The sequence below is a fragment of the Flavobacterium sp. genome, from assembly GCF_044371705.1.
Taxonomy (GTDB): Bacteria; Bacteroidota; Bacteroidia; order Flavobacteriales; family Flavobacteriaceae; genus Flavobacterium.
The window spans coordinates 1-14323 of sequence record NZ_JBILTE010000058.1; the positions used below are offsets into that span (position 1 = coordinate 1).

Annotated in this window: 11 protein-coding genes; 9 read left to right on the forward strand and 2 right to left on the reverse strand. The window is 36.8% G+C overall.

All coding sequences use genetic code 11. From position 1 onward, the window contains the following. From ACIQ2S_RS05750 to ACIQ2S_RS05790, 9 genes are all read left to right on the forward strand, one after another. A partial coding sequence (locus ACIQ2S_RS05750) for a SusC/RagA family TonB-linked outer membrane protein (protein ID WP_396173791.1) occupies window positions 1-2276 on the forward strand: 2276 nt, incomplete at its 5' end. Window positions 2277-2286: 10 nt separating this feature from the next. After that, window positions 2287-3753, forward strand: coding sequence for a RagB/SusD family nutrient uptake outer membrane protein (locus ACIQ2S_RS05755; protein ID WP_396173794.1), 1467 nt, complete (start codon window positions 2287-2289; stop codon window positions 3751-3753). A gap of 50 nt (window positions 3754-3803) precedes the next feature. Then, on the forward strand, window positions 3804-4709 hold the full coding sequence (locus ACIQ2S_RS05760; protein ID WP_396173796.1) for a LamG-like jellyroll fold domain-containing protein: 906 nt from the start codon (window positions 3804-3806) through the stop codon (window positions 4707-4709). 78 nt (window positions 4710-4787) lie between these two features. Beyond that, window positions 4788-6170 carry a glucoamylase family protein gene (locus ACIQ2S_RS05765; protein WP_396173799.1) on the forward strand — a complete coding sequence of 461 codons (1383 nt, stop codon included), beginning with the start codon at window positions 4788-4790 and terminating at the stop codon, window positions 6168-6170. A 14-nt stretch (window positions 6171-6184) separates the two neighbouring features. Beyond that, window positions 6185-6877 (forward strand): prolyl oligopeptidase family serine peptidase, encoded by a 693-nt coding sequence (locus ACIQ2S_RS05770; RefSeq protein WP_396173801.1) that lies wholly within the window; start codon window positions 6185-6187, stop codon window positions 6875-6877. A 6-nt stretch (window positions 6878-6883) separates the two neighbouring features. Beyond that, window positions 6884-9184 (forward strand): beta-glucosidase BglX, encoded by a 2301-nt coding sequence (bglX, locus tag ACIQ2S_RS05775; RefSeq protein ID WP_396173804.1) that lies wholly within the window; start codon window positions 6884-6886, stop codon window positions 9182-9184. A 67-nt stretch (window positions 9185-9251) separates the two neighbouring features. After that, window positions 9252-11009 carry a discoidin domain-containing protein gene (locus tag ACIQ2S_RS05780; protein WP_396173806.1) on the forward strand — a complete coding sequence of 586 codons (1758 nt, stop codon included), beginning with the start codon at window positions 9252-9254 and terminating at the stop codon, window positions 11007-11009. A 203-nt stretch (window positions 11010-11212) separates the two neighbouring features. Continuing rightward, window positions 11213-12649, forward strand: coding sequence for an MFS transporter (locus tag ACIQ2S_RS05785; RefSeq protein WP_396173808.1), 1437 nt, complete (start codon window positions 11213-11215; stop codon window positions 12647-12649). Between the two features lie 169 nt (window positions 12650-12818). Then, on the forward strand, window positions 12819-13241 hold the full coding sequence (locus tag ACIQ2S_RS05790; protein WP_396173811.1) for a lipocalin family protein: 423 nt from the start codon (window positions 12819-12821) through the stop codon (window positions 13239-13241). A 123-nt stretch (window positions 13242-13364) separates the two neighbouring features. On the opposite strand, the gene ACIQ2S_RS05795 is transcribed toward ACIQ2S_RS05790, so the two are convergent. Next, the gene (locus ACIQ2S_RS05795) at window positions 13365-13682 is read right to left on the reverse strand and encodes a hypothetical protein (protein ID WP_396173813.1); all 318 of its coding nucleotides are present in this window, start codon (window positions 13680-13682) and stop codon (window positions 13365-13367) included. A 159-nt stretch (window positions 13683-13841) separates the two neighbouring features. Beyond that, a partial coding sequence (locus ACIQ2S_RS05800; protein WP_396173816.1) for a hypothetical protein occupies window positions 13842-14323 on the reverse strand: 482 nt, incomplete at its 5' end.

Here is a 14323-nt window from a genome sequence, read left to right on the forward strand (position 1 = left end):
ATGATACATATTATGGTCAGAAGTATATTCAAAGAGAAGTCAAAATGGCAGATGCAGAGCGATTTACTTACTATAATAACGTTGCTTTAGGATCGAGTAGTTATTTTAGTTTAACAAATCAACCCTATAATACCAATTGGTTGGACGAAATTACAGATACCGGAAATGTGTTAAGCAACTTTTTATCCATCTCCGGCGGTAGTGCGAATGCCAATTACTATTTAGGCTATACCAATTACCAAGAACAAGGTATTTTGAATGGAACAAAATTTGAACGAAATAATATCAATTCTCGAGTAGAAGTCAAACTTTTAGACGATCGTTTAAAAATATCCAATGCTTTAAACTTCTCAATTGTAAACAATACACCTAAGCCTCTTAGTGCTTTTACCAACGCCTATAGACAGTCGCCGATTATGCCCGTAAGATATCCTAACGGTCGTTGGGGTATGCCTTTTGTCAATGAGGATGGTTTTAATGATTATGATGGCGATCGATATAATAATGTAGCGAATCCAGCGGCTCAATTGTATTACACCAACGAGCAAAATAAGAATTTTACTATTTTTGGTTCTGTAATGGCAGAGTTAAAGATTATTGACGATTTGAAATTCACCACCAATTTTGGTACTACCTACGATATGGGACAAGGGTATACATTCACTCCTAGTCGAGATATATGGTTGTCTCAAAATCCAACACAAGAAATAGATAATTACCCTTTAAACCAGCCGATTAATATTTTAAATCAACGTAAGTATGATCAATTCTCTTGGAACTGGGATAATTATTTCAGTTATTCCAAAGAATTTGGAAAAAATGCTATTACCGGAGTTTTGGGTATGTCAAGAACCACTAGTCGAGATGGTTCCTTTTTGTCGGGAACGCGATGGAATGTTCCTGAACAATCGAATTATTGGTACTTAGATTTTTCAACAGACAATGGGGAAATTGCTCCTGGAGCAGTTGTTTCAAACTCACAAACTACACCAATTGTGTCAATAGCCTATTTTGCGAGAGGCGATTATGAGTATGATGGTAAATATTTAGTAACCGCCTCGCTACGAAGAGAAGGTATCAGTTCTTTTCAAGAAGATCAACGTTGGGGTTTATTTCCAGCGATATCTGCTGGTTGGGTAATGAGTAATGAATCCTTTTTCCAAAATGTAAAAGTAATAAACTACGTGAAGATTCGAGGAGGTTATGGAGAAGTTGCCAATGGAAATACCGGAAATGCTTTAAATAATTTAGTTTTTGCATCGGGATATAACTACGCTTTTGGTGCTGATCAGCAAATTTATGCGGGCTCGAATATACCTTATCAAGTAGATCCTAGCTTGTCTTGGGAGACGATGAAAGAAGTTGGTTTTGGCGTTGATTTTAAAATGATAGATAATAAATTGTCCGGAACATTTGATGTTTACAACAGAAATTCAGTTGATGTAATTCTTCCGGTTTCATTACCTCCGGTACTTTCTCCGGGAGCAGTTTATTTAAATACGGGTACAGTTTCTAATAATGGTTTTGAATTGTCCTTGCGATGGGAAGATTCCATCAACGAAGATTGGCGATATTCCATCGGTACGAATTACTCCAACAATAAAAATGAATTAAAAGATGTAAGCAATGCCTATTTTGCCAATGTAATTGGTGGGGGTTTAGGTAATGGACAGTTTACCAAGCAAGTATTGGTTGGGGAACCTTTGGGAAGTTTTTATGTTTATGAGGTAACAGGTCTTGATGGAGATGGAGCGTTTACTTACAGCGACGAACGTGTGAATGCGGGTTCTTATTTGCCAACCTATACTTATGGCGTAAATTTGGCTCTATTTTACAAAAATTTCGATTTTTCAACTGATTTGTTTGGTGTGGGAGGAAATAAAATTTACAATGGTAAAAAAGCACAACGTTTTGGTGGTGAAAATATTGAATATGCAATTTTAGATGATTTTTGGACTCCCTCAACACCAGATGCTAAAAATCCTAGACCTTTTAATGAAGTTCCTCTTGCTTCCACTTATTATGTTGAAGACGGTGCTTTTCTAAGAATTAATAATATTACCTTGGGATATAATATCCCAAAGTTTTATGATAAAATTGACAAAGTGAGAGTTTATGCTACGGCTATCAATCCATTTATTTTTACAAAGTATACCGGGTATTCACCAGAAGTTTCCGGTAATAATAATGGTAACCCCCTAGGAAGTGCAGGAATTGAATTGGATGCCTATCCAACAAATAAAACCTTTCTTCTTGGTTTAAATGTTGCATTTTAAAATTATGGTTATGAAAAATATATATAAACTTCATTCGATTTTAGTAGTAATAGTCTTTTTGTTAGTGAGTTCCTGCGAAGATGATTTGAATGTATTGCCCAACGATGCACTATCTGAAACTGATTTTTTAAATAATCCGGATAATGCAGTAGCACTTGTTACTGGAGTCTATAATAAGCAGTTAGATTACAACATGTATTCCTTTTCCTGGATTGGCATGACAAGCATTACTTCGGATGATGCCGATAAAGGTTCGACTCCCAGTGATACAGGAACCGATAAGCAAAAAATGGATAACCTGACTTTTGGACCAAGTGATATTTCCTTTAGTGATGTTTGGAACGGCCGATACGACGGCATTTATCGTGCCAATAATGCCTTGTTCTATTTGGAACAACTTACAATTGATGAAACACTAAAAAATAGATTGATTGGTGAAGTTAAATTTTTAAGAGCATTGTTTTATTTTGATTTAGTTCGTTGTTTTGGGGGTGTTCCTTTGGTTACAGAGCGAATAGATATTAATAATTCGGAAGAAATCAATAATGTTGTTTTCGTCCGAAAAACCAAAGAAGAAACGTATGCTGTCATTGAAAGTGATTTAATGGAAGCAATTGATTTATTGCCTCTAAAAAGTCAATATTCACCTAATGATTTAGGCAGAGCTACCAAAGGTGCCGCTCAAGCATTATTAGCCAAAGCTTATTTGTATCAGGAAAAATGGCAAATGGCTTACGATATGTCTGGCAATGTTATCACATCGGGACAATACGGACTTTTACCCAATTATGCTGAAGTGTGGCGTGAAGTAGGTGAAAACAAATCCGAGTCTATTTATGAAGTGCAAGCAGCTTTAAATGCCGGTATTCGTGATTATACTAATGTGCAAGGTGCCAGAGGAACGCCCGACTTAGGTTGGGGATTTAACTCTCCTTCTCTAGCATTGTCGAATGCCTATGAGCCGGGTGATGTTCGAAGAGAAGCAACTATTCTATTTGTGCAAACCACACCGTTTACTTTATGGGATGGTTTTATTGGATCATCTACATGGAATAATCCCAGATACAATTACAAGGCGTATCAAAGTAGTATTGAAGAGTCTTGGAATGGTGATAAAGGTTTAACCGCCAAAAATTTACGAATTTTAAAATACAGCGATATTCTGTTAATCCGTGCCGAAGCAGCCTCAGAACTCGGAATGGTAGGAGAAGCGACCGATCGCGTAAATGAGATAAGAGTCCGTGCCGGTTTGGCGGAACTAACATCAGTTACTATTACTGATGTATACAAAGAACGTCGTCTAGAAATGGCAATGGAGCACGACCGCTGGTTTGACTTAGTTCGAACCGGTCAAGCAGTATCAGCAATGGCTGCAAACGGAAAAACTTTTATCGTGGGTACTCACGAACGTTTTCCCATTCCACAAGATCAAATCATTCAAAGTAATGGTGTACTCTTGCAAAACCCTGGTTATTAACAAGTAACATAACATATTAACTCAATTAATTATTTTAAATTTTAAACATTATGAAAACAAACAAAATTTTATTTAAATCTTTGGCTGTCATTTTTTTAAGCACAGCATTTATTGCATGTAGTGATGATGATTCAGCTCCGCTTCCTCCAATTGGTGGTTACAACAATGCGGATGAAGTTGCTGCAAGTTCTTTATTAGCCTACTGGCCATTAAATGGAAACGGTAAAGAAAGTAAATCAAACACTGATCCATCTTCAACAGTTGCAACTACTTACGTTACAGGTGTAAAAGGACAAGCTGCAAATTTTAATGAAGGTTATTTGGCTTATCCTGCTATCACAGCTTTAAGTTCAACTTCAGGGAGTGCTTCTATCAGTTGTTGGATAAAATTATCTAATACTAAAATAGTTGCAGGTGGCCCAAGTAATATTTCTCCTATTTTTTCTTTAACTAGAACTGGTGAAATTTTTGGTAACCTAAATTTAATAGGAGAAACACATGGTTTAACAACTAGTGATTCCATTCAATTGAAGGGTATTTTCAGAATTAAAAAACAAGATGGGACTGAGTTTGGTGGTGATGCTGTTAATATGTTAAAACAAGAGCCTTGGATGGACGCTACTCACACTTGGAATCCAAATAAAATTGGTGGACAATGGGCTCATGTTGTGTACGTTTATGATGGTACAACAGCTACAAACAAATTGTATGTAAATGGTGTAAAAATATCAAATTCTGCATGGGAAGTAAGAAATGGAGGAGATCCATTAATGTTAAATCACTTTACCCCAACTAGACCTGTTATTGGAGCTATGGAAACTGTTGTTAACGGAACAAATGCAGAACCATGGAATAAAGCATTAAAAGGAGGTGTAGATGAACTTAGAGTTTACAACAAAACATTAACAGTTGCTGAAATTGGAGCTCTTTATGAGTTAGAATTAGCCGGTAGATAACTTGTTTTCTTATAAAATACCTAACAGGAGCAATCCTGTTAGGTTTTTTTTACCATCTTTTTCTTCAAATTCATTCCCATGAAAAATATTTTTCGCACTTTATTTGTCGTTCATTTTTTAACCATTTCTTGTTCCTGCACCAAATCCGATGATGTAGCGGTTATTGACGATGATCCAATCATTGTAACTCCCATGTCTGATCAGGAAATTTTGGACCTGGTACAAAGAGATGCCTTTAAATATTTTTGGAATTACGCAGAGACCAATTCTAAATTGGCTCGTGAGCGGTATCATGTGGAAGAAGTTTCGGTTGATCAGAATTTAGTTGCTACCGGAGGTTCCGGTTTTGGATTGATGACTATTCTGGTGGGTATTGAAAGAGGCTTTGTAACCAGAGCCGAAGCAGTAGGTCGTTTACAAACCGCTTTGACTTTTCTAGAAAATGCCGATCGCTTTCATGGTGCATGGAGTCATTGGATTAATGGTACCAATGGCAACGTTGTACCTTTTGGAACGATTGATAACGGAGGTGATTTAGTAGAAACCTCGTTCTTATGCCAAGGTTTAATTTGTATACGAGAGTACTTTAAAAACGGTACACCCGAAGAACAGGCTCTTGCTTTAAAAGCCGATGATTTATGGAAAGGTGTCGAATGGAGTTGGTATACAAAAGGCGAAAATGCAATGTACTGGCATTGGTCGCCAAATTATGAATGGCAGTTAAATTTTAAATTAGAAGGTTACAACGAATGTTTAATAACTTATGTAATGGGGGCAGCTTCTCCCACGCATCCCATTCCTGCAGCAGCTTATCATCAAGCTTGGGCCAGAAATGGAAACATTACACATCCGGGTATGCGTTACAACATTCCGGTGGTGTTTAATTACAATGGAGCTACAGGAAATGTGGGTCCCATGTTTTGGTCGCATTATTCCTATTTGGGGTTAGATCCTAGAGGTTTAACCGATCAATATGCAAACTATTTTACGCTTACGCAAAATCACGCAAAAATTATGCATGCCTATTCTGTTGCCAATCCGGTTGGATGGAATGGATACAGCGATGCATGTTGGGGATTAACAGCAAGTTATACCCGAAACAGCAATGGAAGTGTGGGTTACACAGACCATAAACCCGGAAATGATAGAGGCGTCATTACACCAACAGCCGCTTTGTCTTCATTTCCATACACTCCTGTAGAATCGATGAAAGCATTGCGTTTTTTTTATGAAAACCCGGAATGGAAAGACCGCTTGATAGGCGTAGCAGGACCTTATGACGCGTTTTCACCCCATCATAATTGGGTAACTAAAAGATATTTAGCCATTGATCAGGGAACAATTGTTCCGATGATTGAAAATTATAGAACCGGATTTTTATGGAATTTATTCATGAATGCTCCCGAAGTTCAAGAGGGTCTGGAAACGTTAGGCTTTTCATCGTCGCAACACGGATTTTAATTTAGACAGAACTTATGAAAAATAGTGTTGCTATTTTACTAGTCATTTTTTCTTTTGAAGTATTTTCGCAAGAAATTGAAGGAAGTTTTTCAAAAGAGATTAAAACTAAAGTACAACTTAACTATATTCTTCAGTTGCCAACTAACCAAAAGGAAAAATTTCCATTGATTATTTTTCTTCACGGTTCTGGGGAACGAGGAACAGATTTAGCCTTAGTTAAAAATCATAGCCCTTTTACTTATAAAGATTTAATACAATCGCCGGTTGCTCTGCTTGCTCCACAATGTCCCTCAAATGTTTGGTGGGATACTACAGCAGTTTATGAGCTAATTAAAGAAACGATTTCAAAATACAATATAGATGCAACTCGAATTTATCTAACAGGACTGAGCATGGGTGGATGGGGAACATGGAAATTAGCCACTGAACATCCTGAACTTTTTGCTGCAGTTGCACCCGTTTGTGCACCGGTAGATATTTTAATGCTAATCGATGTGCCTAAATTAAATATGCCCATTCGTATTTATCACGGTGCTTTGGATGATGTTGTTTTACCCGAAGATTCTATACTGATGCATCAAGAACTAAAAAAACAAAATAAACAATCTGAATTATTTATTTTTCCAAGCGACAATCACAACAGCTGGGATTCAACCTATTCCAACCCCGAATTTTATAAGTGGTTATTATCACAACAAAAAAAGTAAATTAAAATGAATCGTATCAAAAGCCTATTCTTATTGCTTCTATTCCTTGCTGGGACTAGTTTTAATGCACAAGTAAAAGCAACCAAAACTATAGCTCCAAAAGAACAATTTATTACTGATTTACTATTAAAAATGACTGTGGAGGAAAAATTAGGACAACTTAATTTACCTACTTCAGGTGATATTACCACCGGTCAAGCCAACAGTTCGAATGTTGCAAAAGATATTCAAGATGGAAAGGTTGGAGGCTTGTTCAATATTAAATCAGTGGAGAAAATTAGAGAAGTTCAAAAAATAGCCGTTGAAAAAAGTAGATTAAAAATTCCGCTTCTTTTTGGTATGGACGTTATTCATGGGTATGAAACTACATTTCCAATACCTTTAGGATTATCAAGTACATGGAATATGGAGTTGATTGAACGAAGTGCACAGATTGCAGCCAAAGAAGCAAGTGCCGACGGTATCAACTGGACGTTTTCACCTATGGTAGATATTTCCAGAGACCCAAGATGGGGAAGAGTATCAGAAGGCTCGGGCGAAGACCCGTATTTGGGAAGTCAAATTGCCAAAGCCATGGTAAACGGTTACCAAGGAAAAGATTTATCGTTGAATACAACCATATTATCTTGTGTAAAACATTTTGCATTGTACGGTGCTCCCGAAGGAGGTAGAGATTACAATACGGTGGACATGAGTAGAATTCGAATGTACAACGAGTATTTTCCACCCTACAAAGCAGCAGTTGATGCCGGAGTTGGTTCTGTAATGGCATCGTTTAACGAAGTAGATGGAATTCCCGCCACTGCAAACAAATGGTTAATGACGGAGGTTTTAAGAAACCAATGGAAATTCAACGGATTTGTCGTAACAGATTATACGGCCGTTCAAGAAATGATGGAACACGGTATTGGCGATTTTCAAACCGTTTCTGCTTTAGCTTTAAAAGCCGGAATAGAAATGGATATGGTAAGCGGTGGCTTTTTAAACACACTTAAAAAATCATTGGATGAAGGGAAAGTGACCATGGAACAAATCGATCATGCGGTTCGATTAATTTTAGGAGCCAAATATGATTTAGGATTGTTTCAAGACCCTTATAGATATTGCGATGTAAAACGTTCAAAAACAGATATATTCACCAAAGAACATCGGGCGGAGGCTCGAAAAACAGCAGCCGAATCATTGGTTTTACTAAAAAATGATAACCAACTTTTACCGTTAAAAAAATCAGGAACTATTGCAGTAATTGGACCACTCGGTAATAATGCCGTAAATATGCCCGGAACATGGAGTGTCGCAACAAAGCATCAAAATGCGGTTACTCTCACCAATGGAATGCAGGAATTACTGGGCAAACAAGCCACAGTTCTTTATGCCAAAGGAAGCAATTTAATGCATGATGCAGCGTATGAGGAACGAGCAACCATGTTTGGAAAAACACTGAATAGAGACAGCCGAACCAAAGAAGAACTATTGGCAGAAGCCTTAAAAATAGCCAATCAATCGGATGTAATTGTAGCTGCCATTGGTGAATCATCAGAAATGGCAGGAGAATCAAGCAGTCGGACCAATTTAGAAATTCCCGATGCACAAAAAGAATTATTAGATGCTCTATTGCAAACCGGCAAACCTGTTGTTTTGGTTTTATTTACGGGCCGTCCACTGGTTTTAGTAGAAGAATATCAAAAAGTAGCCGCCATTTTGAATGTCTGGTTTCCGGGAACTGAAGCCGGTTATGCGATTACCGATGTGTTGTTTGGTGATGAAAATCCGTCGGGTAAATTAACGGCGACTTTTCCAAGAAGTGTCGGACAAATTCCCGTGTACTACAGTTTTAAAAATACCGGAAGACCATTGACCAATACCGAAGGAAAATTTGTAAAATTCTTGACCAATTATATCGACGAACGCAATGAACCATTGTTTCCTTTTGGTTACGGCTTGAGTTATACAACTTTTTCCTATGCTAATTTAAAAGTATCGCAACCAAAAATGGCATCGTCTGACAAACTACAAGTATCAATTGATGTAACTAATTCAGGTCAGTTTGACGGAAAGGAAGTCGTGCAGTTATACATTCGCGATTTGGTTGGATCCGTAACCCGACCCGTAAAAGAATTAAAAGGTTTTCAGAAAGTATTGATTAAAAAAGGGGAAATTAAAACGGTTACTTTTGAACTTACAATAGACGATTTGAAGTTTTACAATTCCGAATTAGAATGGGTAGCCGAACCCGGTACTTTTGAAGTCTTTGTTGGAACTGATTCAACAGTTTCGCAGAAAATAAGTTTTGAATTAATTAATTAGATTTGAGTTATTTGTTTACGAAAAACCCTTTGAATTCGTTCAGAGGGTTTTTTTAAAGAGAGCCGCCATGAAAAAAATAGCCCTTTTATTTTTCATTTTTTGTGTTGCAACTAATAGTTTAGCACAACAAAAAACCTATTGCAATCCCATCAACATTGATTATGGGTATTGTCCGATTGAACCTTTTGTAACGCAAGGAAAACACCGGGCAACTGCCGATCCGGTTATTACTTTTTTCAAAGGCAAATACTATTTGTTTTCTACCAATCAATGGGGTTATTGGCACAGTTCAGATATGCTGAATTGGACATTCGTTGCACGTAAATTTCTTCGTCCCGAACATAAAGTGTGGGATGAATTGTGTGCACCTTCTTTGTCATTTGTCAACGATACGTTGCTGGTTATTGGTTCCACACATACCAAAGAATTTCCCATTTGGATGAGCACCAACCCTGAAGTGGATGATTGGAAAGAACTGGTGCACAAACAGCAAGCGGGTGCTTGGGATCCACAAATTTTTTGGGATGAGGAAACCGATGAAATTTATATGTATTACGGTTCGAGTAATTTATACCCTTTATACGGTTTAAAATTGAACAGAAAAACTTTTCAACCGGAAGGCAACCCTGTTCCGGTTCTGGCTTTGAACGATTTTGAACATGGCTGGGAACGTTTTGGAGAAAATAACGACAATACATTTCTACAACCTTTTACCGAAGGAGCGTTTATGACTAAATACAACAATAAGTACTATTTGCAATATGGAGCTCCGGGAACGGAGTTTAGTGGGTATGCCGATGGCGTTTATGTGGGTAAAAGTCCGCTGGGACCTTTTGAATACCAACCGCACAATCCGTTTTCGTACAAACCCGGTGGTTTTGCAAGAGGTGCAGGACACGGTGCCACCTATCAAGACGCAAATAAACAGTACTGGCACGTTTCTACGATAGGTATTTGCACGAAGAATAATTTTGAACGCCGTTTAGGAATCTGGCCGGCAGGTTTTGATAATGATGATGTCATGTATAGCAATACAGCGTATGGTGATTACCCAACCTTTCTTCCTTCAGAAAATAAAAATCATTTGACACAGTCTTTTTCGGGATGGATGCTTTTGAATTATCAGAAACCCGTGCAAGTTTCTTCTACATTGGGAGGTTACAAACCCAATTTTGCAGTGGATGAAGACATTAAAACGTATTGGAGTGCAAAAACTGCTGATAAAGGAGAATACATGATTACTGATTTAGGCGAAAATAGTACCATCAACGCCATTCAAATTAATTATGCCGATCAGGATGTTACTTTGATGGGAAAACCGGAAACGACCGTTGGACATAAATACGTGCTTTACCAGTCCAATGACGGAAAGAAGTGGACCGTTTTAATTGATAAAAGTCAAAACACCAAAGATGTTCCGCACGAATACATTGAGCTCCAGAAACCGGCACAAGCAAGGTATTTAAAGTTGGTCAACATTCAAATGCCAACTGGAAAATTTGCCCTAAGTGGTTTCAGAATATTTGGAAAGGGAAGTGGAGAAAAACCCGGATTGGTTCAGAATTTTGTGCCATTGCGTTCTGGACCGAAGGTGGAAGGCGAACGCAGAAACGTTTGGTTTAAATGGCAGCAAGAGCCAAACGCCGACGGTTATGTTATTTATTTTGGAAAATCGCCGGATAAACTATATGGTTCCATTATGGTGTATGGAACGAATGAATACTATTTTAACGGATTGGATCGTTCGGATGTGTACTATTTCCAAATTGAAGCTTTTAACAATAATGGCATCGGACCGAAAAGTGAGATAAAAAAATCGGAGTAAAGTACTAAAGAACTAATGTAAAACAGCAGTAGCTATGCACAAGAACAAACTTATGAAAAGTATTTCGTTGATAAGTATTTGCTTGTTGTAGCATTTACTTTTTCAAAGAATGTATATTTAAAAGTTTATTTTCGATAACAAATTTAGTAGTATATTTTTCAACAATTTAAACAAATTCAAACCTAACCAATTAATCAATAAACATGAGTACAGCAAATGTTCAAACCAAATGGGGACAATTTATCCCTTTAGTAACAGTCTTCTTCTTTTGGGGATTTGTGGCTGCCAGTAATGATATACTAATTCCGGTATTTAAAAAAGCGTTCAGTTTATCGCAAGGGGAGAGTCAGTTAGTATCCGTTGCCTTTTACGTAGCATACACGGTCGGTTCGCTTATTTACATGGGAATATCCTATTTGACAAAGGGAGATATTATCAATCGAATCGGTTACAAGAATGCATTGGCTTTGGGATTATTTATTTCTGCGTTAGGAACCTTGTTGTTTTATCCGGCTGCAAACACCGGTTCGTTTCCCTTGATGTTATCAGGTTTGTTTATAGTTGGACTCGGATTTTCGTTGCAACAAACGGTTGCGAATCCGCTCGCAATTGCTTTGGGTCCGATTACTACAGGCTCTCAACGATTAACATTAGCCGGAGGAATTAACAATTTTGGAACCACAATCGGTCCGCTAATTGTAAGTTTTGCCATTTTCGGTTCTGCGGCATCTGCCAATACTGATGTTAGTATTGAAAGTGTAAAAATTCCGTACCTTATTTTAGGAGCGGCATTTATAGTAGTAGCCATTCTTTTAAAGTTTTCTTCGTTACCGGACAAAGTAGAAGCAGTGGTAGAAATTGAAGATGTTACCAAACCTTCCAAAAAATCAGCTTTGCATTATCCACAATTGATTCTTGGTATGATTGGTATATTTGTGTATGTAGGTGTGGAAGTGTCCACTGCAAGTAATTTACCGGCATATATGGAAACTGATTTAGGATTTGCTACCAAAGATATTGCTCCTTATATTTCATTGTATTGGGCGAGTTTAATGATTGGACGTTGGACAGGTGCTGTAGAGGCATTCAGTGTTACAGCCAGTTTACAAAAGAAATTAAAATTTATTGCACCTTATCTGGCTTTTGGAGTATTCTTAGCAGTAAACGCAATTGCACAACATGATTTAACGCCTTTTTATGTATATGCCTTGGTTATCATTGTGTTAATTGCAGCAGATATTGCCAGTAAAGGTAATCCGGCACGAATGTTATTGATATTTTCAACATTGGGTATTGTAGCATTATTGATTGGAATGTCCACAACCGGTATGTTGAGTGTTTATGCATTTACAAGTGTTGGTTTGTTCTGTAGTACTTTATGGCCATGTATCTTTACCTTAGCTATTAGCGGTTTGGGCAAAAACACCAATCAAGGGAGTAATTTCTTAATCATGATGATTATGGGTGGAGGAATTGTTAGCTGGTTGCAAGGGGCTGTTTCTGATGCTACAAACATTCATTTCAGTTACATTGTAGGAGTAGTTTGCTTTGCTTACCTAGCATTTTATGCATGGAGAGTGAGTGGTATTTTAAGAAGTCAAGGTATTGATTTTGATCAAAAAGTGTCTGGTGGACATTAATACTTATCAGTAAAAATTTTTAAAACCCGACAAGTAATTGTCGGGTTTTTTTAGGTCCATTAGCAGAAGTTTGCCAAAGTCGAAATTATACAACTGAAATCGATAATTCTATAACAAGGTTGGTAGGTGTGCGGACTAATTTTACACCTAACAATTTAAAGAAATGATTATGAAAAATCGTAGTTTATTATTCGCCTTTGCACTTAGTATGGGATTATTTGCCACATCATGCAGTGACGATGATAATGGAGGTGAAACGCTTTCGCCTTTGCCTGGAAAATGGAATATTTTGCAAGTGGGAACAACAATTGCCGGAGAAGAGTTTTTAATTGACGCTCCACAAAATCAAAGTGGTTGTGATCAGGATTTTCTGGAGCTAAAGCTAAACAAAGATGTTGATCAAGGTGATTACGATTCAACAAACAGTCCGTGTGAGTTAACAATTATACCCGGAACCTATTCAAGAACAAATAATAATTTAACTATTGTAACCAATGGTGTAAGCAAAACACAAGACATCGTAAATCTTACTTTGACAGAATTAAAGTTAAAAGATGCAAATGGTCTGATTGAAGTTTACAAAAGAAACTAATAAGAACTCTCAAGCATTAAAAATTTAGTTTAGGAAGTTTGTATGAAGGAACGGAAGCACTTTGATTAGTTGTTTCCGTTTTTTTTTAACTTAAATTTCAGCGTATTTGGCAATTCAGAAGTATTAATTGCTGACTTCTGATAGAATTTTACAAAATAGTTGACTTGATTTCAGTTGAGCTTGATTATTGTCGGCTTTGTATTTCGGGAGCGAAATTATTCCTTTTTCTCTGTTTACTTTTGAAAAGGTGTATCCATTACTTTTAAATGTAATTTCTTGGTCATTCGTTATATGAATTTCAGTTTTTTCAACTATGTAAAACTCAGATTCACTAGTTGCAAGTTCCCTTTTTATAAATGAGTAAACACTGTCAAAATTATCTGTTGTAAAGCAATCAACCTTTGAATTATTTCCAGCAGAGCCGTTGCAACTGGTATTCATGACAATTAAAATTAAGAGTGGTGGGAATATTTTTTTTAGCTCGGTGCTCATGTTTTTAAATTCTTTTGCGAATCGTGACTATAGGTTTTTTTTGTGTGGGTACGAGTGAGACGCTCGCACGAACTGTGGATTTTGTAGATTCTATATAGCTGATTATTTTTAACGAAATTGATATCTATTATACCAATCGCTTACAAAGCAACACAGAGAAAGTGCCTTTAAACTATTTTCTTCCGTCCCATATTTTGTATCTTCTCCGTGCATTACTGCGTGTCTATTTAGCTTACTTGAATATTTTTCTTTTTTTATTTTAATTGAGGGTACATTTAAAGGGCTGTCATGCTTTAAAAGACTTACAAAATCAGGATTGCTTTTTTTGTCAAGATGTTTTTCGAAATTTTGTCTATTATGAAATATTTTTCCATCAGCAATTCCGTCACCTTGAGATAAAAATAGAATTGTTGAAGAATAGTACATTTTATTTTTATGTGCTCTGAATGCCTCATTAAAAATTGCCTCTCGTTCAGGATGTTTAAAAATTAATTTTGATTCAATGGATTTTATATTTTTTTTATAAAATGTTTCGATAATTTTTTCGGCTTCAACTACTTGCTCAACTTTTATTAAGTCTATCACTTCCG

Coding starts and splice junctions, on each gene's coding strand:
- bglX (WP_396173804.1), top strand. CDS start 6,884: ATGAATCGTATCAAAAGCCTATTCTTATTGCTTCTATTCCTTGCTGGG.
- ACIQ2S_RS05790 (WP_396173811.1), top strand. CDS start 12,819: ATGAAAAATCGTAGTTTATTATTCGCCTTTGCACTTAGTATGGGATTA.
- ACIQ2S_RS05795 (WP_396173813.1), bottom strand. CDS start 13,682: ATGAATACCAGTTGCAACGGCTCTGCTGGAAATAATTCAAAGGTTGAT.
- ACIQ2S_RS05765 (WP_396173799.1), top strand. CDS start 4,788: ATGAAAAATATTTTTCGCACTTTATTTGTCGTTCATTTTTTAACCATT.
- ACIQ2S_RS05760 (WP_396173796.1), top strand. CDS start 3,804: ATGAAAACAAACAAAATTTTATTTAAATCTTTGGCTGTCATTTTTTTA.
- ACIQ2S_RS05780 (WP_396173806.1), top strand. CDS start 9,252: ATGAAAAAAATAGCCCTTTTATTTTTCATTTTTTGTGTTGCAACTAAT.
- ACIQ2S_RS05755 (WP_396173794.1), top strand. CDS start 2,287: ATGAAAAATATATATAAACTTCATTCGATTTTAGTAGTAATAGTCTTT.
- ACIQ2S_RS05770 (WP_396173801.1), top strand. CDS start 6,185: ATGAAAAATAGTGTTGCTATTTTACTAGTCATTTTTTCTTTTGAAGTA.
- ACIQ2S_RS05785 (WP_396173808.1), top strand. CDS start 11,213: ATGAGTACAGCAAATGTTCAAACCAAATGGGGACAATTTATCCCTTTA.